The organism is Tenacibaculum maritimum NCIMB 2154, assembly GCF_900119795.1.
GTDB classification, from domain to species: domain Bacteria; phylum Bacteroidota; class Bacteroidia; order Flavobacteriales; family Flavobacteriaceae; genus Polaribacter; species Polaribacter maritimus.
In genome coordinates this window covers 620,001-643,486 of sequence record NZ_LT634361.1, presented here as the reverse complement: position 1 = coordinate 643,486, position 23,486 = coordinate 620,001, and the positions used below count along the sequence as shown (strand labels likewise).

The window sequence follows — 23,486 nt, the reverse complement described above, 5'->3', positions numbered from 1 at the left end:
ATCGGTTTTAAAATTTCTATTTACCACGATCTAGTTCTTAACTGGTAAGAAATTATAATTCTCAGCATAAAACTTCATTTGCTCTTCAAAAGTTTTTGGTTGTATTACTTTTACATCTGTAATATTTCCTGCTGCATCCTTTACAGGTTCCAATACAGGATTAACAAACCCTCTATATGGAGCTGCTGTAAATTTTTCATTTCTCTTTAGCACCTCTTTATGTAAGTCTTGACTCACTTTTACTCCGTATCCTTCTACTAAAGCTTTTGCTGCTTCAAAATCTCCTTCCGACTTTATACGCTGTGCTTCTTTCAATAAACGTCCAAAGATTTCACGCAATTTCTGGTAATCATTAATATTATAATATGTTTTTCCATCACGTATTACTCTTTCAATAACATTATCTTTCCTTCCTTGTTCAAAGGCCCAAGCAGCAACCCATTGACGATTTACCATATGATCTTCTTCAATATCATCTCCTAATTTAATACGTACCAACTGCGTCATTAACCCATTTCTGATATATCCATCATATGCTGCTTTTCCTATCTTTTCCCAATCCTCTACTAAACCTAATTCTTGTAATTTCGGATCCATTAAGTAATACAACCCTACTAAATCAGCTCTTCCTTCTTCCATAGTAGAGGCATAATTTTGAAGTGTTTCTTTTGGTTGCCCAATACCTTCGTTTATTTTACCTGATGCATGCCCTACTACTTCATGCAAAGCAGTATGCAGTTTATCGGCTTTTTGCCCGTATGCTATTTCCAATGCTATTTCATCATCATCATGAGCAAATTCTTTTAAACGCCCTGTTCCTCCAGCATTATTATCAGCATTTGTAATATTTCCTAAAGATACCGATTTAGAACCATGCTCTTGACGAATCCAATTATTATTTGGTAAGTTGACACCAATAGGAGTACTTGGCGAAGCATCACCAGCCTCTCCTGCTACATTTACTGTTTTATACGAAACCCCTACTACATTGCTTTTTTTATGAGCCGGATCTAATGGAGAATTATCTTCAAACCATTGTGCATTTTCTGATAGTACTGCCATTTTTCGAGACATATCAAAATCTTTAATTTCTACAATAGTTTCATACGATCCTCTATATCCTTTAGGATCATTATACACTTCTATAAACCCATTAATCCAGTCTATATTTCCTTCTGTTGAAGTTGCCCAAGCAATACAATATTTATCCCAAATATCTAAACTTCCTGTTTTATAATACGTTATTAATAATCCTAATGCTTCTGCTTGCTTAGCATTTTCAGCAACCCCTTTTGCTTTTTCTAACCAAAATATAATCTTGTCAATAGCTTGGCCATACATACCTCCTGATTTCCATACCTTTTCTACCAACGCACCATTCTCACGTACTAACTTTGAATTAAGCCCTGCTTCTATAGGTTGATTTTTAGGTCCTTTATAAGCCTTTGCATAAAAATCAGCTACTTCCTTACTTGTTATTGTAGGGTCATAAAAATTTACTGCTGATGCCAATACATTGTCAACTCCTGCTTTTTTATTTACCTTTTTTAAATCCTTATCATTAAAAATAACATCTAATACTTCAGGAGCTATAATAATTCCTGAATCTTTTAACAAGCCAACAAAATACGCTTTAGAAAAAGCTGGTTTTAATTTATCATTTGAGTAATGATGGTGAATTCCGTTTGAAAACCAAACCCTTTTTAAATACGTTTTAAACTTTTTAAACTCCGTACTACTTCTATCCCCTTTATAATTATTATTAATTCCCTCCAAAACAGTCCTAATTTCTAAATTATGTCGGTAATTCTGATCCCACATAATATCCCTACCTGCAAGTCCTGCTTGTGTTAAATAATAAACTAATTGCTTTTCTTTTAAAGTAAGCTCATCAAATCCTGGTATTTGATATCTCATTACTCTCACATCAGCAAATTGCTCTACTACATAGTCAAACGCTGTTGCTTGTTTTTTTACTGTTTGGGGTTTTGTCTCTTCTTTTTTATCAACGGCGCAAGAAAGAAATGTTCCTGCTGCAACAACTGAACAAAAAATATGTTTTAATTTCATTTCGATTAACTTTTATTTTGGTGGATAAATGTACAAATTTTAAACTTCGTGATGCCTAAAACAATCTGTAGTATGATCATTTACCATTCCCATAGACTGCATATAAGCGTATATCACAGTAGAGCCGACAAACTTAAATCCCCGCTTTTTTAAATCTTTTGAAATTTTATCTGATAATGGAGTGGTTGCTGGTACATCTTCTTTTCTCGCAAATTTATTCACAATAGGTTTTCCATTCGTATAACTCCAAAAGAATTTTGAAAAAGATCCAAATTCTTTTTGAACCTCCATAAACAACCTTGCATTAGTAATAGCACTTTTCACTTTCAGTTTATTTCGTATAATTCCTGGATCCTGTATCAAACGCTCATACTCCTCATCAGTATAATTTGCTATTTTTTTATAATCAAAATCATCAAATGCCTTTTTAAAATTTTGTCTTTTTTTTAAAATAGTAATCCAACTAAGTCCAGCCTGAAAGGTTTCTAGAATTAAAAACTCAAACAATTTTGCATCGTCAAAAGTAGGAACCCCCCATTCAATATCATGATATTCAACATATAAAGAATCATCACTTACCCAAAAACATCTTTTTTTCATTTCTTAAAGTTATTTGCTTGAAAGTTATTGTTAAAGCTCCTAAAAATCAATCATTTTTGAAATATTTTTTGCAACTTTAGTTTTTCTAAAGCTCGCTATTATGAAATTCTCTAAAACATTCTTTCTCCTTTGTTGTATTGGGGTATGTATTTGGTCATGCACTCCTTCTCTTAACAAAATAACAACCACAAGCAAAGAACCTCCTGTAGTTATTGCAAATGACAGCTTGGCCTACGAAATCATTATTATCGACCCTGGTTTTACCATGTATCTCAACACCATTGCCAAACCTACTGGATACTACTCTCAAAATTATCTTGAAAATAAAAATTTATTTTACGTATCTACTTGGAATTATAGAGTTACAAATGTCAATCAATTCAATCCTAATATTTACGAGAATATCATTGATTATGATCCTAATATAAACTATGGCTATGAGGTAAATTATAAACTCTTTAATTATTTCGAATTTGCGCAACAAAAATATAGAATGCAGCTCAAATAGCTTCTTTAGAAAAGAGTATATTTGTAGCTCAATTTTTAAACTTTAAAATGAACTTTTTACGTAACCTTATTGCTGCAATAATTGGTTTTTTTATTGCTATTTTTCTACTCCTTCTAGTTTTTATAGGCATTGCCGCTGCCTTTGGCAATGAGGAAATTACTCTTGTTAAACCTAATTCTGTTTTAAATTTAGACTTATCCATTCCTATAAAGGATTATGCTCCCGTAGAGAATAACCCCTTTGTTGAAGCTTTTGATTTAGCTGATGAAAAATTAGGATTGAATCGTATTATTACCGCCATAGAAAATGCTAAAACAGATGACCACATTAAAGGAATAACTATTCAAACCTCTTTTGTAAATGCAGGAATTGCACAAACACAAGCAATACGAGATAAAATAGCAGCATTTAAAGAAAGTGGAAAATTTGTATATGCTTATAACAATGTGTATAACCAAAAAAACTACTACCTAAGTTCTGTTGCCGATAGCCTCTTTTTAAACCCTATCGGAGCCATTGATTTTAAAGGTTTGACTACTGAAATTTTATACTATAAAGATTTTGAAGATAAATACGGTATTAAAATGGAAGTAATTCGTCACGGAAAATACAAAAGTGCCGTTGAACCTTATTTGAGTAATAAAATGAGTGAAGCTAATAGAGAGCAAACAACTTCTTTTTTGCAATCTATTTGGTCTGAAATACTTGAAGACATCAGCGAAAGCAGAAAAATACCGATTCCGACATTAAATAATATAGCCACCAACTCTCTTGGTAGAGATGCTGATAAAGCAATGAGCAACCAATTAATTGATGCGGCTATTTATGAAGACGAATTTGATGCTAAAGTAAAAATAGCATCAAGAACGGCCGAAATAAACATGATATCAATAAATGATTATATAAAAGCTGGTAAAGGACGAAAAGTGGTAAAAACTAGTAATAAAATTGCTGTAATTTACGCTCAAGGACAAATTATATACGGAAAAGGATCAGAAGAAATGATTGGCCAAGATATGATTAATAAAGCGTTGAAAAAAGCTAGGGAAGATCATAGCATTAAAGCAATTGTTTTACGAGTAAACTCTCCTGGCGGTTCTGCTTTGGCTTCTGAATTAATTTGGAGAGCATTGGAACTTACCAAAAAAGAAAAACCTTTGGTCGTTTCTATGGGGAATCTTGCAGCTTCTGGAGGCTATTATATTGCTTGTAATGCTGATAAAATAATAGCGGAACCTACCACTATTACAGGCTCTATTGGAGTATTTGGAGCGGTTCCTAATGTACATCAATTAGCAGAGAACATAGGCATTAATGCAGAACAAGTTAGCACCAACAAAAGCGCATATTATAGTCCTTTTGAACCTATTTCCAAACAATTTTACGAGGTAACTAAAGAAGGCGTTGAAAACATCTATAAAACATTTGTTAATCGCGTAGCCGCTGGTAGAAATATGACTTTTGAAGAAGTTGATAATGTTGCTCAAGGACGCGTTTGGACAGGTAAAGAGGCCGTCAATTTAGGGCTAGTAGATCAACTTGGTAGTTTAGAAGACGCTATTCAAGTAGCTGCTGAATTAGCCGAAATAGACAGTTATAGAATTAGAAATTATCCAAATTATAAAAAAGATTTAAAAGAAGCTTTAAAACTTTCTCCATTTGCAAAAGTTACTAAAGAAGAAGTTTTGCAAGAAGCTTTAGGAGAAGAGAGCTATCGCTTATATAAAAACGTTAAAGACATGAAAAAATTAAAAGGAATCCAAGCTCGATTGCCTTTCATTTTTCAAATCAACTAACAACAAAACCCTATTTTACAAAGAGACTATCTGTAAAAGGTAGTCTCTTTTTTATTTTTTATTATCTCCTACAAAATATATCTTTGTTGCAAATATTAAAGCAATTGAATACAGAACAATTCATTCCGAAAAAAATCGTACAAACCGTTGAAAAGGCTACTTTTACATGGCGAACACCTAGCAATATCGCATTGGTAAAATATTGGGGTAAAAGCACTCCTCAAATACCTAAAAATGCTTCTATTAGCTTTACGTTAAATAACTGCCATACAATTACTACCATAAATTTTAAAAAAGGTGCTAAAAATGAAAAAGCTTCTTTTGAATTGCTTTTTGAAGGTAAGAAAAAAGAAAGCTTTCAGCCTAAAATTGCCGCATTTTTAAAACGAATTGAGCCATATTGCCCATACCTTTTGGAATACCATATGAGCATTCATTCTGAAAACTCATTTCCTCATAGTAGTGGAATTGCCTCTTCTGCAAGTGGGATGAGTGCTATTGCAATGTGTATCATGAGCTTAGAAAAAGAATTAATTCCATCATTAACAGAAGAATTTATCAAGCAAAAAGCTTCTTTTTTAGCTCGTTTAGGTTCTGGAAGTGCTAGTAGAAGTATTGATGGTCCTATTGTAGTTTGGGGAGCACATCCTAATATTGAAGGAAGTTCTGATTTATTTGGAACAAAATTTCCTCACCAAGTACACCCTGTCTTTGAAAACTATCAAGACGCCATTTTACTTGTTGATAAAGGAGAAAAGCAAGTTAGCAGCACGGTTGGACACAATCTAATGCACGATCATCCTTATGCTGAAAATCGTTTTCAACAGGCAACTAATAACCTCTCAAAAATTACTACATTCCTTCAAAATGGCAACCTAAAAGGATTTATTAATTTAGTAGAAAGCGAAGCTTTAACATTACATGCAATGATGTTAACAAGCAACCCTTACTTTATTTTAATGAAACCTAATACTTTAGAAATTATTCATAAGATTTGGGAGTACAGAACTTTAAATAATAGTAATATCTGCTTTACTTTAGATGCCGGTGCCAATGTGCATGTGCTATATCCTTTTGATGAAAAAGAAAGTGTTAATCAGTTTATAAACAAAGAGTTATCTAAATATTGCCAAAAAAATCAGTATATTTGTGATAATGTGAGTTTTGGAGCCATAGAAATCTAAAATCATAATCACTTAATCCCCAACTAATATCATGAAAAATTCGAAAACACTTATTGGAATCATTCTTTTTTTCCTAGCCACAACAGTAAACGCTCAAGAAACTATTTGGTTTGATGCGAATTGGAATGCTACTACCAAAGACAAAGCCGTATTTTATCGACCTGCCCCTCAAAAAAAGGGCAATGGTTTTTGGATTGTAGATTACTACATTAATGGCACAGTACAAATGGAAGGCTTTAGCACAGTATCAACACCTAACGAAGAAAAATTCGATGGCTTGATTCTTTATTATCATCCTAATGGAAAAACATTTCACAAAGCAAATTACCAAAATGGAGAGTTGGAAGGAAAACGCGATGTATATTATGAAACAGGAGAGCTTAAAGAAACTGGAAAATACACCAACGGCAAACGAGATGGCGTTTGGAAAACGTATTACAAAAACGGAAAAATAAAAAAGAAAGGAAAGTATAGAAATGGAGAAAAAATAGGGGTTTGGAAAACTTTTTATAAAAATGTTTATTAACTGACTCGTATTACAAATTACCACGAAAAACCTCGATAAAGAAAAATGCTTTTTTTATCTACCTAAGTGCTAAAAATAAAACATGACCTTCCATAAGATTTCCTTTTCCCAATAAAAAAAGTTTAAATCACTTCAATAGAAAGAAAAAAGACTTTTTTATGCTATTTATTTTAATTTATAAATAGTATTGTATTATATTTAGTCTTACTTTTGTCTCAAAATTCATAGAAACTAATGAGAGGACCTTTATTTTACGCGAAGATATTGCTATTTGGTGAGTACGGAATCATTAAAGATTCCAAAGGCTTAGCAATTCCTTTTAACTCATATAAAGGAGCTTTAAAAACAGCTCAAAACTTAACAGGAGAAGCTAAAAAGTCTAATGATAATTTAGCAAAATTCTATGAATACCTAGTTAACTTAAAAAATGATTTGGTTTCTTTCGATTTGGAGAAATTAAAATCAGATATCGAAAGAGGTATGTACTTTGACTCCTCAATCCCACAAGGGTACGGAGTAGGTAGTTCTGGAGCACTTGTAGCCTCTATCTATGACCAATATGCAACGGACAAAATTACTGTATTAGAAAACTTAACACGCGATAAACTCTTAAAGTTAAAAGCTATTTTTTCTTTAATGGAATCTTTTTTCCATGGAAAAAGCTCTGGCTTAGACCCTTTAAACTCTTATCTAAGCTTACCTATCCTTATTCATTCAAAAGAACGCATTGAAGCCGCTGGCATTCCGTCTCAAAAAGAAGGAAAAGGAGCTGTATTCTTATTGGACTCTGAACAAATTGGAGAAACGCAACCCATGGTTAACATTTTCATGAATAAGATGAAAAATGAAGGTTTTCGTAAAATGCTCCATGAAGAGTTTGTTACTTATACAGATGCTTGCATTGATGATTTTTTACACGGAAATGTTACATCATTATTTAGCAACGTTAAAAATTTATCTAAATTGGTTTTAACTAATTTTAAACCAATGATTCCTAAAGCTTTTCATAAAGTTTGGGAAAAAGGAATACAAACTAATGATTATTACCTAAAGTTATGCGGTTCTGGTGGAGGTGGCTATATCTTAGGATTCACTGAAAACTACGAAAAAGCACAAAAAAGCTTACAAGATTACAAACTAGAACTCGTGTATAGGTTTTAATAGCAATATCGCTATGAAATACTCAAAAATACGTACTCTTTTCTTTAAAGGAATTAGCTTATTATCAGTAATACGAGGGTATAATATACTTATATTAATAGCAGCTCAATATTTGGCTGCTATTTTTATCTTCTCTCCTCAAAAATCTTTGAGAACTGTTCTACTAGATACGCATTTATTATTTATTATAATTTCTTCTGTTTGCGTAGTTTCTGCGGGATATATTATTAATAATTTTTATGATGCCAAGGCTGACCGAATAAACCGTCCTATAAAATCAGGGCTAGATGCTTATGTGAGCCAAAGAACTAAATTAAACATTTACTTCTTATTAAATTTTCTTGGTTTTCTATTTGGTTGGTTGGTGTCTTGGAAAGCTGCCGGATTCTTTTCTTCTTATATTTTCTTTATTTGGTTTTATTCCCATAAACTAAAAAAACACCCTTTTCTAGGACTCTTACTAGCTACTACCTTAACAATAATTCCCTTCTTTGCCATATTTATCTATTTTAAAAATTTTTCTACGGCTATATTTATTCATGCATTTTTTTTATTCTTAGTAATTATGATACGTGAACTCGTTAAAGATTTAGAAAATATAAAAGGAGCAATTGCCAATAACTACAACACATTTCCTGTAAAATATGGTGAAAAAAAAACCAAACAAGTTTCAGTATTATTAATTTTATTAACCCTTATACCTATTACCCTACTACTCTCTTATGCAGAAATTAGCTATATGAAATACTATTTCTATTGGGCGATTATCACACTTGTTTTTATTGCATTATACTTATGGAAATCTAAATACAGAAGAGATTATATATTAATACACAACATCTTAAAACTACTACTATTGATTGGAATTTTTAGTTTAATGTTTATCAAACCTTCTTTACTAGTTGAAAAAGTGATTCATAAGTTATATTAAAATCAAATATTTAAGCGTACATTTGCACGCATTTTAAAAATAAAAAAATGAATTCAAAAAATAACTCGTCGAGAGGACGACACGCCGCTAAAAGCAACAGTCCTCAAAAAAAAGGTAAATTTCAAAAAAACTTTAAGAAAACTACTACAGCTCAAAACACTTCTACTGAGAATACTGGAATCCGATTGAATAAATTTATTTCAAATTCAGGAATATGCTCTAGAAGAGAAGCTGATACTTATATAGAACACGGTAGTGTTACAGTGAATGGTGAGCTAGTTACAGAAATGGGCTATAAAGTACAACCTAATGATGCTGTTCGCTTTGATGGGACCTTGATTTCTCCTGAGCAAAAAAAATACATATTGCTTAATAAACCTAAAAACTACATTACTACTATGGAAGATGATCGTGGTAGAAAAACGGTAATGGAGCTAGTTAGCAATGCCACTAAAGAACGTATTTACCCTGTTGGCCGTTTGGATAGAAACACTACAGGACTACTACTCTTTACAAATGACGGTGAATTGGCTAAGAAATTAACACATCCAAAACACAATGTTCGTAAATTGTACCATGCTTCTTTAGATAGGAAATTAGACTTAAAAGATTTAAACAAACTTCGTGGTGATGTAATTATTGAAGGTAAAAAAGTATTTATTGACGCGGTTTCCTATGTTGAAGGAGAGCAAAAAACCGAAGTTGGTATTGAAATCCACTCTGGTAGAAACAGAATTGTTCGTAAAATATTTGAGCACGTAGGCTACAAAGTTGTAAAACTAGATAGAGTTATTTTTGCAGGTATGACCAAAAAGAATTTACCTAGAGGAAGATGGAGAGAACTAACTTCTTTAGAAGTAAGTAGTTTACAAATGTTATAAAAAAAACCTGAGTTTTAAAACTCAGGTTTTTTTTTACTCTGTTTCTCCTTTCTGATGCTCTTCTTTTACTGCTTCACTTCTATATTTACAGCAAGGATGGATTCCTTCATAAGCTTCTGTAGTTGCCTTTACTTCTTTAGAATCATGACCTGCATCTGCTATGTTTTTCTGTACCTTTTGCAAGGTTGTTTTACGCTCATCTATAATCAATTTTAATTCATGAGTACGAACATCCCAACTTGCAAATTTTACTCCTTTTGTTTTTAATGCTGCTGCTTCAATACGCTTTTTACACATCATACAAACTCCATCAACCTCACAAGATACTTTGGCATTTTTCTTCTGCGCATGTACTGACATAACCAGTAACATAAAACTAAATATTATAATTATTTTCTTCATTTCTAATCTATTTTAAATCTTAAACCTGTATAAAATGAGCTTCCAAAAACTGGGGCATATACAATACTCGTATCAAAATGAGCTCCAAAAGGAGCTTCACTTGCTAAAATAGGATTTTTTTGCATATAGTTTGTAATATTCTCCCCTCCTAAATACACCTCAAACTTTTTTGAAAACACCCTTGTTATTTGCATATTTAGCAAACTGTACCTCTTAGAATATTCTGGAATTGTATATGCCACAGGAGTATTTATTGTATTTGGTAAACGTTGTTTCCCTATAAGGTTATATGTCAAATCATATTTCCAAGACCGTTCTTTTCTTCCTTTTTCATAAGATATATTAGCAAAAAAACGATTTTTAGCTTGTAAAGGACCTTGTAACCGACCGTTTTTATAAGCCGTTGAAACATCGTAAAACTTATAAGCAGCCCTTAACGCTAAATTCTTTAAAAGATCATAGTTAATTTCTACTTGAAAACTTTTTGCTGTACTACCATTTCTTACATTGTAAAAAGATACTTCTTGAGAATTTTCCCAATCCACAGCAACCCTATTGTCAAAGCTAGTAATATAATAATCTAAAGTAATATCTCCTTTTTTATCAAAAACACGAAAACCTTGTAAAAAAGAAATCCCGTAATTCCAAGCAACCTCTGGATCCAACCCATAAATATTTCCTCCTGATTTTTCTATATTAACTTTTCTTGAGCTTCCAAATAATTGCTGATTTTCTGCAAATATATTAGCACTTCTTCTACCTCTCCCTACAGAAGCTCTTAATACCCCCTTCTCCCAAGGGATATATCTTAAATGCAATCTGGGGGTCAAAAAGGTTCCTAATACATTATGTTTGTCCGCTCGAATACCAGCCGTAAAACTAAAATCATCCATATTATCATAAGCATATTCAAAAAAAGTTCCAATAGCATACTCTCTTCTATTATAATTTGTAAAATCAACTTTTTCTCCATATTTATCATAAGTAAAACTTACTCCTGTTTTAAACTTACTACGAGTATCTCCTATGATCGAATTAAATAATAAATTGGTATAAACACTTTCCTGTACAATATCATATGTTCTCAGTCCAAAATAAGAATCTTGTTCATGATTACTATAAGACACCTGAAATCCAAAGCTTTGAAAAGGCAATTCAGGAAAAACATATCCTATTTTTGCCGAAGCATCAAACCGTTTTGTTTTAATTTCACTACCCCATACACTATTTCCTCCTCTGTTATATTTTGGAATAAAATTAATTTCTCCCATTTGTTTTTCATCTTTTAGATACCTTAAATTAACAAAACTCAACCACCCTTTCTCTGTATCTGTATATTGCCAACGGTTCATTACATTAATTTGTCTTGCTAAAGGAGTATCTAAAAAATTATCTTTATTCCTATCAAACTTCTCCCCCCTATAATTTCCATGAACATATATTCCTGTTTGCCATTTTTTGGCTATTTTCTGATTGAAATGACTATTTAACTCTAACCTTCCATTTAAAGAACCATATGCGTTTAAAAAGAATTTCTTATCCGAAAATGGTTTTACCAACTCAGCATTAATTTGCCCTGAAATGCTCTCATATCCGTTTACAACGCTTCCTGCCCCTTTTGTTATTTGGATACTTTCAACCCATGTTCCTGGAGTAAATGTTAATCCAAAAGCTTGGGAAGCTCCCCGAACTGATGGGATATTTTCTTGGCTTATTAATAAATAAGGGCTTGTTAAACCAAGCATTTGAATTTGCTTGGTTCCTGTTAATGCATCCGAAAAATTAACATCTATAGACGGATTGGTTTCAAAACTTTCCGACAAATTACAACAAGCGGCTTTTAATAACTCATCACTGTTTACTATAAACACATTTTGAGCTTTTAAAAATGATTTTTGTATTCCTTTTCTTTTTGTTGAAATTGAAATTTCATCTAATTCTCCTTCTTCTTTTATAAAATGATGAATTGGGTGTATCTCTTCAATTGTTAATGTATCGGTCTTATACCCTACAAAACTTACGATTAACTTTTTGTATTCTTTTTTATATGGAATAGAAAACCAACCTTTCTCATTTGTAGTAGCTCCTACTTTGGTTCCTAGCCAATAAACATTTGCTCCGTAAACTCCTAAATTATCTTGCGGATTCTTTTCATCCATAATCATCCCCTTAAAAGTAGTTTGCGAGAATAATAATATTGGTAGCAGCAACAATGTGCTGAAAATATATTTTTTCATTATTTTTTATCATTTATAATTTTACATTGTATATTTTGCTATACGAATAGCTTTTTATAAAATGTAATATCATATGATAAATACCTCATGAAGTAACTGTATGTCAAATATCAGATCTGGAGGTGAATAATTTTCATGCGGTACAATTCCTTTTCCAGAAGGCTGAAACAAATTATAATATGAAACAAGAAATACGAAAGCAAACTTTTGTTTACTAAAATCAAACGAATCTATGAATTCTTTCTTTAATTCTTTCTGACCTTCAATTTTGTGCAGTTCATCTTTGCAGCATTTCTTTTTAATCATTGATGTACTACAATCATCTTTTACATTTATAGCACAACTATCCGCAGTTCCTAAAAAGGAAACATCTACTAAAAAATCTCCACAAAAATGCTTTTCTACAGAAAAAGATACCGTAGAAAAAAGTACTAAAAGACTCAGTACAAACACCGCTATTTTAGTTAGAGTCAATTTCATCTATTTTGTTTTACAAAAATATAAAAAATTATACATCTCTTTTTTTAAAAAGATGTTAAGAGTACTTTTGTAATTTCTTTGAATAAAATACGATTAAAGATAAAGTAAAAAATTTTATGTAATGAATATAACACATTTAAAAAGTCAAATAAATACCATTATATCTACCTACAATACAAAAGAAGAAAAGCTCCAAGAAATTTGCAACTACCTATCTTCAGAAATCTCTTATTATGACTGGGTGGGTTTTTATTTTAAAAATGGTACTAAAGAAGAACTAAAATTGGCTCAATACACAGGAGAGCCAACAGAACACACCATCATTCCTTTTGGAAAAGGAATTTGCGGGCAGGTAGCTCTTAGTAATGAAAATTTTGTAGTACAAGATGTAAAAGAGCAAGACAATTATATTTCTTGCGGATGGAAAGTTAAATCTGAAATTGTAATCCCTATTTTTGTCAATGGCGAAAATATTGGACAAATTGACATTGACTCTCATACCATAAACCCATTTTCCTCTAAAGACGAAGAATTATTAGAGTATGTTTGTGAAAAAGTAGCGACTTTCATACAATAAACATATAATTATTTGGATATCAGTGATTTTTTATTTAAATTAGAGACTTCATCCCCCCTTTTTTATTAACCTCTCTAATTCTCCTTTAATTATGAGTAATAAAGAATCCCCCACGTATGCTGCTTTGGGTAACACAAGTTCCCAAGCCAAAGCAGAGCAAACTTTACTTGAAAAGTTTACAGTTTGGTTTCGTAATTTTTTAGAAAATGCAGAATAAAGCTATTTACTTTCAAGTACCTTAAAGATTTGCTCAACGAAACACCATTAAAGCATATATGCTTTAATGGTGTTTCTATCTTTAAAAATAAATGCGTGAAGTAGCTATTTATTTTATTGTAAATACTTTTTGTTTTAGTAGTTTTGTGTGCTTAACAACAACACAACAATGAACAACACAAAAACAATCAAATCTGCATTGATTTCGGTTTTTCACAAAGATGGTTTAGCACCTTTGGTGAAAAAGTTAGATGCATTAAATGTTACGATCTATTCAACTGGTGGTACTGAAAAATTTATCCAAAATTTAGGGATCAATGTAGTCCCTGTAGAAGAAGTTACTTCCTACCCTTCCATCTTAGGTGGACGCGTAAAGACCTTACATCCAAAAGTTTTCGGAGGCATCTTAAATCGTCAAGAACACCAAAGTGACCTTCTAGAAATGGAAGAATACCAAATTCCTCAATTAGATTTAGTGATCGTTGATTTATATCCTTTTGAAAAAACTGTTGCTTCCAATGCTACAGAACAAGATATTATCGAAAAAATTGATATCGGTGGCATCTCTTTAATAAGGGCTGCTGCTAAAAACTTTAAAGATACCTGTATTGTTTCTTCTATTGATCAATATGATAGCTTCTTAAAACTTATCTCAGAAAATAATGGAGAAACTACAATTGCTGACCGAAAAAAGTTAGCTGCGAAAGCTTTTAATATTTCTTCGCATTATGATACTGCCATCTTTAACTATTTTAATGAAGATGAAATAGCTTATAAAGCCAGTGAAATAAATGCTAAAGTTTTACGATATGGTGAAAATCCTCACCAAAAAGGCTATTTCTTTGGAGATTTAGAAGCTATGTTTGAGCAATTACATGGAAAAGAACTTAGCTATAATAATTTATTAGATGTTGATGCTGCTACCAATTTGATGGGGGAATTCTCTGGAGAAGCTCCTACTTTTGCCATACTAAAGCATAATAATGCTTGCGGTTTTGCCCAAAGAGAAAGCTTACACCAAGCATATCTTGATGCTTTAGCAGGAGATCCTACTTCTGCTTTTGGAGGAGTTCTTATTTCAAATACTGAAATAGATAAAGCTACTGCGCAAGAAATTCATAAGCTGTTCTGCGAAGTGGTCATTGCTCCTAGTTATGAAAACGACGCATTAGAAATTTTAAAAGGGAAAAAAAACAGAGTTTTACTAATCCAAAAAGAAACGGTACTACCACAGCAAACTGTAAGAACTGCCTTAAACGGAATTCTAGTTCAAGATAAAGACTTAAAAACAGATACTATTGAAGACATAACGTATCCTACTAACAATAAACCTACTAAAATAGAGTTAGAAGACTTACTGTTTGCTTCAAAAATATGCAAACACACCAAATCTAACACAATCGTATTGGTTAAAAACAAACAATTATATGCAAGCGGAACTGGGCAAACTAGTAGAGTAGATGCCTTACGACAAGCTATTGAAAAAGCTATCAGTTTTAACTTTGACCTGCATGGAGCTGTAATGGCAAGCGATGCTTTTTTTCCTTTTCCCGATTGCGTAGAAATAGCAGATAAAGCAGGAATAAAAAGCGTTATTCAACCAGGAGGCTCTATTAAAGACCAATTAAGTATAGACTACTGTAATGAGCATAATATAGGTATGGTTTTTACCGGAACTAGACATTTTAAACATTAATTTTTTGAATGTAAAAGCAATACAGTTTTTTAGTAAATTTGTCAGGTTACATTTAACTTAAAATAAACAGAAGTATTTTTATGGGTTTTTTCGATTTTATGACTGAAGATATCGCTATCGATTTAGGAACAGCTAATACGCTTATTATTCATAATGGCAAAGTAGTTATTGATAGCCCTTCAATTGTTGCAAGAAATAGGATTACTGGAAAGATCATTGCAATTGGAAAGGAAGCCAATTTAATGCAAGGGAAAACCCATGAAAATATTAAAACTATCCGCCCTTTAAAAGATGGAGTTATTGCTGATTTTCAAGCTTCTGAAGAAATGATTAAGGAATTTGTAAAGAAAATACCCGCTATCAAAAAGAAGCTTTTTCCTCCTTCTTTAAGAATGGTTATTTGTATTCCTTCAGGAATTACCGAAGTAGAAAAACGTGCCGTGATTGATTCTGCTCGCCATATGAATGCCAAAGAGATATATCTTATTTATGAACCAATGGCTGCGGCCATAGGTGTTGGTGTTGATATTATGGAACCTAAAGGAAATATGATTATTGATATAGGTGGAGGTACTACTGAAATTGCTGTTATAGCATTAGCTGGAATTGTTTGTGACCAATCTGTAAAGGTTGCGGGTGACTTATTTACCAGTGATATCATGTACTATATGCGTACACAACACAATTTACATGTAGGAGAAACTACTGCCGAAAAAATAAAAATTACAATTGGTGCCGCTACGGAAGACTTAGATACTCCTCCTGAAGACATGATGGTACAGGGTAGAGATTTACTAAGCGGAAAACCTAAACAAGTACAGGTTTCTTACAGAGAAATAGCAAAAGCATTGGACAAATCTATCTTAAGAATAGAGGATGCCGTTATGGAAACATTATCAAAAACACCTCCAGAATTAGCGGCTGACATCTATAATACTGGAATTTATTTAGCTGGCGGGGGATCTATGCTTAGAGGCCTAGACAAACGTCTGTCAAGAAAAACAGACTTACCTGTATATGTAGCTGAAGATCCTTTAAGAGCAGTTGTTAGAGGTACGGGAACTACTCTAAAAGATTTGGAAAAATACAAAAGTGTATTAATTAAGTAATTTTGTTTATTTTCATATGCAGCAGCTGGTCTATTTCTTTCAGAAGTATAAAAATTTCTTATTTTTTATTTTTTTAGAAATAATTGCCGTTGCTTTAACAATCAATAATCATACTTTTCATAAGAGCAAATTTATTAATTCTGCTAATTTCATTACAGGAGGTTTGTACCAACGGTATGCTAATCTAGCAAGTTATCTAAGCTTAAAAGCTCAAAATGAAGAACTAGTTGATGAAAATATAACACTAAGAAGACTCTTGGAAAAAGTGCGCTTTTCCAACGATAGCACCAATAACTTTACACATATAGACACACTTTTATACCATCAAAAATATGATTATATCAACGCTAAAATAATCAATAACAATTACCACGCTCCCTACAACTTTATTACCATCAATAAAGGCAAAAACGCCAACGTTTCTAAAGAAATGGCAGTTATTAACAGCAAGGGCATTATTGGAATTACAGATGCTGTTTCTAATAACTATGCCAGAGTGCGATCAATACTTAATAAAAATAGTAACATAAATGCGCGTTTAAAAAACAGTACTCATTTTGGAACTCTTAAATGGAATGGCAACAACTACAACATCGTTCAACTAACAGACATACCAAGACAGGCCAGCTTTAAAGTAGGAGACACCATCATTACTGGAGGTAAATCAACCATTTTTCCTGAAGGCATTCCTATTGGAACCATTTTAAATGTGCCATTACAAAACACAGCCTCAAATACATTAGACATCAAGTTATTTAATGACATGAGCAACTTATATAATATTTATATTATCAGTAATTTACATAAAAATGAAATTAAAATACTAGAAAATACAACAAGTGAATAAAGCGTTTTATATCAGTTTTTTATTTTTTTTCTTGTTACTACTACAAGTATTTATCCTGAATAATATCTTATTCCTAGGGTACATAAATCCCTACCTATATATTTCTTTCGTCTTTTTTTATCCGCTAAATCAAAACAGAATACCCTTTTTGTTTCTTTCCTTTTTATTAGGTTTATCGGTTGACTTATTTGCTGATTCAGGAGGAGTAAACGCCTTTTCTATATTATTTATAGCCTATATTCGGTTATTCTTTATCAAATTGATATTCAATAAGACAGCAGTCGATTTCCCTTTATTTAACCTTCGCTTAGAAGCTTTTGGAAAAGTTTTTAATTATGTGGTAATTTTAACTATTATTCATCATCTCATATTATTTACTTTCATTAACTTTAGCTTTCACAATTTTTCAGGCGTTATCGTAAATACAATATTTTCTAGCATATTTACGTTAATTCTATTTTTTTTAGGAACCTTTATATTCAGTAAAAAGCAATAATGAAGCGAAGTTTTTTGCTTATTTTTTTAATCACATGTATAGGATTAATCTTTATAGGAAGATTATTCCAATTACAAATACTTCGGAACTCCGGATACAATCCTGTTAAAAATGCCGCTGTAAAACCAGAATACGAATACCCAGAACGTGGGCACATTTACGATCGTAATGGAAAATTACTAGTAGCCAATCAATTATCCTATGATGTTATGGTCATCCCAAAAGAGGTAAAGCCGCTAGATACTCTTGAATTTTGCACACTCTTAAAAATATCAAAAGAAAGCTTCGATCTTAAAATAAAAAAAGCAAAAAAATATGCAAGATGGCTTCCTTCTGTATTTGTAAAGCAACTGGCTAAAGAAGATTTTGCCTTTCTTCAAGAAAAACTAAATAAATTCAAAGGTTTTTATATTCAAAAGAGAATCATAAGAAACTATCCAATTAACGCTGCGGCAAATATTCTTGGCTATATTAGTGAAGTAAATCCTAATCTCGCTAAAAAAAGTGATTACTACGAGCAAGGAGAGCTTATTGGTGCATGGGGTATAGAAAAACAATATGAAAAAACTCTTAGAGGAACTAAAGGTAAAAAATACCTACAAAGAAACAATCTAAATCGAATCATAGGCTCCTATAAAAACGGAAAATATGATACACTTGCTGTAACAGGAAAAGATTTGACGTTAACCATAGATAGCGACTTGCAAAAATATGGCGAAACGCTTATGACTGGTAAAAGAGGAGGCATTGTTGCTATTGAACCTTCCTCTGGAGAAATCTTAGCCTTAATAACAGCTCCTTCATATGATCCTAATATGATGGTTGGGCGCAAACGTTCTTCCAATTCTATAAAACTCTTTGGCGATACAATTAACAAACCTATGTATGATAGAGGTTTACAAGCTCAATACGCCCCTGGTTCTCCTTTTAAAATGCTTAACGGACTTATTGGTTTGCAGGAAGAGGTCATTGATAAAAACTTCTATGTATATTGTTATCATGGATATCGCTATGGAAAAAGGAAAAAGGAATTCATGGGATGCCATTGTGGAATTACTGGAAGACCTATTAGATTTAATGCTGCTGTTGCTAAATCTTGTAATAGCTATTTCTCAGCAACTTATCGAAAAATAATCGATAAATATAAAACTCCGTCTGAAGGATTAAATGTTTGGAGTAAACATGTAAAAAGCTTTGGACTAGGTAATTTTTTAGGGTATGACCTTCCTTCTGGTAGAAGGGGAAGAGTTCCTAATGCTCAATTTTATACCAGTCGTTATAAATATCGTTGGGGAGCAACTACAACAATATCAAACGCTATTGGTCAAGGTGAAATAGAAACCACTCCTATACAACTAGCTAATGTTACTGCTGCCATTGCTAATAGAGGTTACTATTACACTCCTCATATTGTAAAAAAAATAAGTAAATCATTTATCAAAGATTCCTCTTATACCGTTCCTAAAAAAACATCTGTTGATGCAAAACACTTCCCTCCCGTAGTAGAAGCCATGCACGAAGTTTTTAAAACAGGAACAGGAAAATATAGCCAAGTTAAAGGAATTGATATTTGCGGTAAAACAGGAACAGTAGAAAACTTTACTAGAATAAATGGTAAAAAGATCAAACTTCCTGATCATTCTATTTTCGTTGCTTTTGCTCCTAAAGATAATCCTAAAATAGCACTTGCTATTTTTGTTGAAAATGGAGGTTACGGGTCAACTATTGCTGCTCCTATAACGAGCTTAATGATTGAAAAATACTTGAATGGCTCTATTTCTAAAGCCAACTACTATCGCGAAAAGAAAATGCTTCAAATGAACCTGCAAGAAACTTACGATAAACAAATTCAAAAACTAGATACCATTGCGACAGGAACGGAATAATATATTTTTAAATATTGATTGGCTACTCGTTATCTTTTATTTCTCTCTAGTTGGATTTGGCTGGCTAAACATCTATGCTGCTTCTACAACAGAAGCACACACAACGATGCTAGATGCTTCTACTCGATACGGAAAACAACTTATATGGATAGCTTTAAGCCTCCTCATCATTATTTTTATCCTGTTCTTAAACTCTAAATTTTACGAGCGCTTTGCTTCTCTTTTTTATCTCATCTCTATCATTTCTTTAACAGGATTATTCATTTTCGGTAAAAATATCAACGGGGCAACCTCTTGGTACAATTTTGGAGGTATAGGACTACAACCTTCTGAATTTGCAAAAGCTTTTACAGCACTCGCCTTAGCAAAACTACTAAGTGATCGGCAATACGATTTAAAGCTTATCAAAAATCAAATAAAGGCTTTTATAATCATCTTTACTCCTGCTTTTCTTATTGCATTGCAACCCGACATGGGTTCTGTACTCATTTATTTGGCTTTCTTTTTTGTGCTAAATAGGGAAGGATTGACCTTAAACTACTTGCTTTTTGGTACTACAGCTATCTTACTCTTTATAGGAACAATATACTTTGGTGCTTTATGGATTCTTATAGCGATATATGCTATTATTACATTATTTATACTGTATGCAATGTATAAAGATCAGCGATTTTTACGATTTAATTGGATGAAAATTACTGCCACTTATATCATATTAGGAGGCTTTATTATCAGTGCTGGATTTGCATATAACAACATTTTTAAACAACATCATAGAGATCGTTTTGATGTGCTTCTGGGGAAAAAAAAGGATACTAAAAGTATTGGGTATAACACTCATCAATCTGAATTAACAATTAGCTCTGGTGGCTTTCTAGGAAAAGGCTTTCTGCAAGGGGATAGAACACAAGGAAAATTTGTTCCTGAGCAAGATACTGACTACATATTTAGTACTATTGGAGAAGAATGGGGATTCATAGGAAGCTGCGCCGTTATTATCGTTTTCATGGCTTTTCTTTATAGAATTATATACCTTTCAGAACAACAAACTAATAAATTTGGAAGGGTTTATGGCTATGGGGTGGCTTCTATATTCTTTTTCCATATCGTAGTAAATATAGGTATGGTCATCGGATTGCTTCCTACGGTTGGAATACCGCTCCCTTTTTTTAGTTATGGCGGCTCTTCTTTATGGGGTTTTACTGTATTGCTTTTTATTTTTATTAGACTAGATGCGCATAAAAAATACAACTGGTAGGTCAAAATATGGTGGAAGATTTTCCTTTAAGAGGTAAATACGATTGCTAGTTTTTATGGGCTTAATGGTAAGAAACTACAGCGCCAGTTTAAAGATTATTTAAGCGATTTTAAATAGTGGAAGGAAAAATCACATGCCAAAGATTGGTTATACGATTTAAACTTTAAAATGCGTTATAAATATTTCTTTGTATCTATAATCAGCTACAATTGATTTTATAAGTTCATTGTCCATTTGATTTACAATTTGATATAACCATTGTTTTAATTCTGTCATATTTTGAAAATACTTATTTCTAAAACGATACTTGATATATTGCCATATTTGTTCACAGGGATTAAGTTCTGGTGTGTACGGAGGTATTCTCAAGAGAAAAATATTATCAGGCACATTAATATTTTTTGAGGAATGAAAAGCGGCATTATCTATAACTACAATTTTATATTCGTTAGGATTATGTAGAGAAAAAGCCGCTAAATAGGCTTCAAATATTTTTGAATCTACTCCATTAATTTCCCACACAAAACTATCTCCATTTATAGGAGAATAGCTACCCCACAGGTAAGTATTAGAAAATTTATGTTGGTAAGACACTACTGGTTTTAATCCTACTAACGATAGACATTTACCTACAAAGGTCTTCAGACCAAATCGAGATTCATCTTGAAAATATAAATTGACGCTATCAAATCTATTATTCTTATTTAGACTATCTCTAATCAAATTAAACCTATCAGGAAGTTTTAAAAAATTCAGCCGAAGCATCTTTATCTTTCTTAACGTTACTTTTTCTTGGAACTTTAAGAGTAGTACCTAATTTAGTTTTTAAGTATTTCCAAAGCCATTGATATTCAATCTTAACACCGTGATTTACTTCTAACCACTTTTGAACATCTTTATAACCATTGAATTGAACTCTTTCTTGGTTCAACAGATTCTGTAACTCCTTGTGAATAGCAGGAGTAATTATTTTTGAGGATCTATTACGTTTGTCTGGACTTAGATAATAATCTATTCCTTTTTCTCTATATATCTTCAACCATCTATGAAGAGTACTATAATTGATAGAAAGGATACTAGCTATTGGACCTAATGTTTTATAACCTCCTGAGCTAATTAAAAACAAAACTTTAAGCTTTTGTGAACTCTTAAAATTGGTTACTTTTTGTTTGTACGATTCTAATGTGTCTAAATCTTCTCTAATACGGATTTGAGTCAGTCTTCCCATACCTTAAAGATAATAAATTTAACTTAAATTAAAGTTTAATTGGTATTATTATCCCCTGAGAATATAGGAAAACAACTTTCTATTGATAAAGTTGCTTTGTCTAAAACAGAACTCTATACTATTGCGACTAACAAAAAAGCCAAAGGCAAGGCAGGAAGTATTGTTGCTATCATTGCAGGAACTAAGGAGGAGTAAGTAATCCAATATCTTTATAAAATACCAAGTGCTAAACCTAATAAAGTCAAAGAAATCACTTTAGACATGGCATATTCCATGAAATTAATCGTTAAAAGATGCTTTCCTAAATCTGTGCAAGTCACAGATAGATTTCATGTGCAGAAATTAGCCTTAGATGCTTTACAAGATATTCGTATAAAACATCGTTGGAAAGCCATAGACCAAGAAAACAACCAAATAAAAGAAGCTAAAAAAATAACAAAGCATACACTACTAAAACTTTTACTAATGCAGATACTTTAAAACAATTATTAGCAAGAAGTAAATATTTATTATATAAATCCAAAAGTGATTGGACACCAAAACAACAGCAAAGAGCTAAAATATTATTTAAAAACTATCCTGATATTAAAAAGGCATACAGCATCTGTCAAAAACTCAAAAATCTGTTTAATAACAAAACTATAACCAAGGATATAGCCTATACCAAGCTAGCGCATTGGTTTAAAGAGGTAGAGGAATCAAAATTTAAAGCTTTTAGTATTGTAGCCAACTCTATTAATTTAAATTATCAATCTATACGCAACTATTTTGACAATCGAAGCACAAACGCTTCCGCGGAATCTTTCAATGCAAAGGTAAAAGCATTTAGAACACAATTTAGAGGGGTGAGAAACGTAGAATTTTTCTTATACAGATTAACTCAGGTTTTTGCTTAACCACAACTTTTGCGATTGATCCTTAAAAAGCCCTTATATCTAGTGCATTCCTTTCGGAAATAAATTCCATAAAAAAAGCTCTTAGTTTTTTAACTAAGAGCTTTAAAAGCAAGGCAACGACCTACTCTCCCACCTGTGGCAGTACCATCGGCGCTAATGGGCTTAACTTCTCTGTTCGGAATGGTAAGAGGTGAGCCCCATCGCTATAATCACCTTAAATCGTTCAGTATATTCCAACTGTAAAAGTTAACATATTAGTAAAAAAATATCCTAATCAAATCATTATAAAGAGTCTATCCTCCCCTCACATGGAGGGGAAGACCATACATAAGCCTATGGGTTATTAGTACTACTCGGCTATGACATTACTGCCTTTACACCTATAGCCTATCAACGTTGTAATCTCCAACGACCCTTTAAAGAAATCTCATCTTGTAGTGGGTTTCGCGCTTATATGCTTTCAGCGCTTATCCCTTCCCGACGTAGCTACCCAGCAGTGCT

23 protein-coding genes, 2 rRNA genes and 1 pseudogene (1 of these 26 only partly in view) are annotated in these 23,486 nt (G+C 32.2%); 17 read left to right on the top strand and 9 right to left on the bottom strand.

Translation table 11 applies throughout. The features are described from left to right. Positions 1-30 precede the first annotated feature (30 nt). A complete protein-coding gene (locus MARIT_RS03015; protein WP_100210712.1) occupies positions 31-2,070 on the bottom strand; it encodes a dipeptidyl-peptidase 3 family protein in 2,040 nt (679 codons plus the stop codon). A gap of 39 nt (positions 2,071-2,109) precedes the next feature. Then, positions 2,110-2,670: a DNA-3-methyladenine glycosylase I gene (locus MARIT_RS03010; RefSeq protein WP_100210711.1), complete on the bottom strand. Its 561-nt coding sequence runs from the start codon at positions 2,668-2,670 to the stop codon at positions 2,110-2,112. Between the two features lie 100 nt (positions 2,671-2,770). Here MARIT_RS03010 and MARIT_RS03005 point away from each other — a divergent pair, with 100 nt between their 5' ends. From MARIT_RS03005 to MARIT_RS02975, 7 genes are all read left to right on the top strand, one after another. Continuing rightward, positions 2,771-3,178: a DUF6146 family protein gene (locus MARIT_RS03005; protein ID WP_024741990.1), complete on the top strand. Its 408-nt coding sequence runs from the start codon at positions 2,771-2,773 to the stop codon at positions 3,176-3,178. Positions 3,179-3,225: 47 nt separating this feature from the next. Continuing rightward, on the top strand, positions 3,226-4,974 hold the full coding sequence (sppA, locus tag MARIT_RS03000) for a signal peptide peptidase SppA (RefSeq protein ID WP_024741989.1): 1,749 nt from the start codon (positions 3,226-3,228) through the stop codon (positions 4,972-4,974). 104 nt (positions 4,975-5,078) lie between these two features. Beyond that, positions 5,079-6,158, top strand: a complete 1,080-nt coding sequence (locus MARIT_RS02995; RefSeq protein WP_024741988.1) for a diphosphomevalonate/mevalonate 3,5-bisphosphate decarboxylase family protein — start codon at positions 5,079-5,081, stop codon at positions 6,156-6,158. Positions 6,159-6,189: 31 nt separating this feature from the next. Then, the gene (locus MARIT_RS02990) at positions 6,190-6,684 is read left to right on the top strand and encodes a toxin-antitoxin system YwqK family antitoxin (RefSeq protein ID WP_100210710.1); all 495 of its coding nucleotides are present in this window, start codon (positions 6,190-6,192) and stop codon (positions 6,682-6,684) included. A gap of 234 nt (positions 6,685-6,918) precedes the next feature. Next, on the top strand, positions 6,919-7,845 hold the full coding sequence (locus MARIT_RS02985) for a mevalonate kinase family protein (protein ID WP_024741986.1): 927 nt from the start codon (positions 6,919-6,921) through the stop codon (positions 7,843-7,845). 13 nt (positions 7,846-7,858) lie between these two features. Beyond that, positions 7,859-8,776, top strand: a complete 918-nt coding sequence (locus MARIT_RS02980; protein WP_024741985.1) for a geranylgeranylglycerol-phosphate geranylgeranyltransferase — start codon at positions 7,859-7,861, stop codon at positions 8,774-8,776. Positions 8,777-8,823: 47 nt separating this feature from the next. Next, the gene (locus MARIT_RS02975; protein WP_024741984.1) at positions 8,824-9,657 is read left to right on the top strand and encodes a pseudouridine synthase; all 834 of its coding nucleotides are present in this window, start codon (positions 8,824-8,826) and stop codon (positions 9,655-9,657) included. 33 nt (positions 9,658-9,690) lie between these two features. On the opposite strand, the gene MARIT_RS02970 is transcribed toward MARIT_RS02975, so the two are convergent. The 3 genes from MARIT_RS02970 to MARIT_RS02960 form a co-directional block, all read right to left on the bottom strand. Then, positions 9,691-10,059 (bottom strand): heavy-metal-associated domain-containing protein, encoded by a 369-nt coding sequence (locus MARIT_RS02970; protein ID WP_100210709.1) that lies wholly within the window; start codon positions 10,057-10,059, stop codon positions 9,691-9,693. A gap of 2 nt (positions 10,060-10,061) precedes the next feature. Beyond that, positions 10,062-12,296, bottom strand: a complete 2,235-nt coding sequence (locus tag MARIT_RS02965) for a TonB-dependent receptor (protein ID WP_024741982.1) — start codon at positions 12,294-12,296, stop codon at positions 10,062-10,064. 69 nt (positions 12,297-12,365) lie between these two features. Continuing rightward, positions 12,366-12,776, bottom strand: a complete 411-nt coding sequence (locus MARIT_RS02960; protein ID WP_051398859.1) for an HYC_CC_PP family protein — start codon at positions 12,774-12,776, stop codon at positions 12,366-12,368. Positions 12,777-12,897: 121 nt separating this feature from the next. On the opposite strand from MARIT_RS02960, the gene MARIT_RS02955 reads away from it, so the two are divergent. From MARIT_RS02955 to rodA, 7 genes are all read left to right on the top strand, one after another. After that, entirely contained in the window at positions 12,898-13,353 is a 456-nt protein-coding gene (locus MARIT_RS02955) for a GAF domain-containing protein (RefSeq protein ID WP_024741980.1), read from the top strand. A 91-nt stretch (positions 13,354-13,444) separates the two neighbouring features. Continuing rightward, on the top strand, positions 13,445-13,570 hold the full coding sequence (locus tag MARIT_RS16025; protein ID WP_262509188.1) for a hypothetical protein: 126 nt from the start codon (positions 13,445-13,447) through the stop codon (positions 13,568-13,570). Between the two features lie 168 nt (positions 13,571-13,738). Continuing rightward, positions 13,739-15,265 (top strand): bifunctional phosphoribosylaminoimidazolecarboxamide formyltransferase/IMP cyclohydrolase, encoded by a 1,527-nt coding sequence (purH, locus tag MARIT_RS02950; RefSeq protein ID WP_024741979.1) that lies wholly within the window; start codon positions 13,739-13,741, stop codon positions 15,263-15,265. An 80-nt stretch (positions 15,266-15,345) separates the two neighbouring features. Continuing rightward, positions 15,346-16,374 carry a rod shape-determining protein gene (locus tag MARIT_RS02945; RefSeq protein ID WP_024741978.1) on the top strand — a complete coding sequence of 343 codons (1,029 nt, stop codon included), beginning with the start codon at positions 15,346-15,348 and terminating at the stop codon, positions 16,372-16,374. Positions 16,375-16,390: 16 nt separating this feature from the next. Beyond that, on the top strand, positions 16,391-17,221 hold the full coding sequence (gene mreC / locus MARIT_RS02940) for a rod shape-determining protein MreC (RefSeq protein ID WP_100210708.1): 831 nt from the start codon (positions 16,391-16,393) through the stop codon (positions 17,219-17,221). A 495-nt stretch (positions 17,222-17,716) separates the two neighbouring features. Beyond that, the gene (gene mrdA / locus MARIT_RS02930) at positions 17,717-19,603 is read left to right on the top strand and encodes a penicillin-binding protein 2 (protein ID WP_100210706.1); all 1,887 of its coding nucleotides are present in this window, start codon (positions 17,717-17,719) and stop codon (positions 19,601-19,603) included. Continuing rightward, a complete protein-coding gene (gene rodA, locus MARIT_RS02925; RefSeq protein WP_024741974.1) occupies positions 19,584-20,861 on the top strand; it encodes a rod shape-determining protein RodA in 1,278 nt (425 codons plus the stop codon). The genes mrdA and rodA overlap by 20 nt, the downstream gene beginning before the upstream one ends. A gap of 156 nt (positions 20,862-21,017) precedes the next feature. Here rodA and MARIT_RS02920 read toward each other — a convergent pair whose 3' ends face one another. Together MARIT_RS02920 and MARIT_RS02915 are read right to left on the bottom strand one after the other, a co-directional pair. Further along, positions 21,018-21,626 (bottom strand): IS630 family transposase, encoded by a 609-nt coding sequence (locus tag MARIT_RS02920; protein WP_100210705.1) that lies wholly within the window; start codon positions 21,624-21,626, stop codon positions 21,018-21,020. After that, complete coding sequence (locus MARIT_RS02915) at positions 21,595-22,089, bottom strand: helix-turn-helix domain-containing protein (protein ID WP_024742594.1); 495 nt, start codon at positions 22,087-22,089, stop codon at positions 21,595-21,597. Before MARIT_RS02915 ends, MARIT_RS02920 begins: the two co-directional genes overlap by 32 nt. 39 nt (positions 22,090-22,128) lie before the next feature. Between MARIT_RS02915 and MARIT_RS15845 the strand changes: the two genes are divergently transcribed. The 3 genes and pseudogenes from MARIT_RS15845 to MARIT_RS15835 form a co-directional block, all read left to right on the top strand. Next, positions 22,129-22,284: a hypothetical protein gene (locus MARIT_RS15845; RefSeq protein WP_231975187.1), complete on the top strand. Its 156-nt coding sequence runs from the start codon at positions 22,129-22,131 to the stop codon at positions 22,282-22,284. Between the two features lie 3 nt (positions 22,285-22,287). Next, the gene (locus MARIT_RS15840; protein ID WP_394364684.1) at positions 22,288-22,569 is read left to right on the top strand and encodes a transposase; all 282 of its coding nucleotides are present in this window, start codon (positions 22,288-22,290) and stop codon (positions 22,567-22,569) included. A gap of 50 nt (positions 22,570-22,619) precedes the next feature. Further along, positions 22,620-22,985: pseudogene (locus MARIT_RS15835) on the top strand (ISL3 family transposase); the annotation flags it as partial. A 108-nt stretch (positions 22,986-23,093) separates the two neighbouring features. Here MARIT_RS15835 and rrf read toward each other — a convergent pair. Both rrf and MARIT_RS02900 read right to left on the bottom strand, forming a co-directional pair. After that, a 5S ribosomal RNA gene (gene rrf / locus MARIT_RS02905) occupies positions 23,094-23,202 on the bottom strand. A gap of 106 nt (positions 23,203-23,308) precedes the next feature. Further along, positions 23,309-23,486: ribosomal RNA gene (locus MARIT_RS02900) — 23S ribosomal RNA — on the bottom strand (it continues 2,701 nt past the right edge of the window).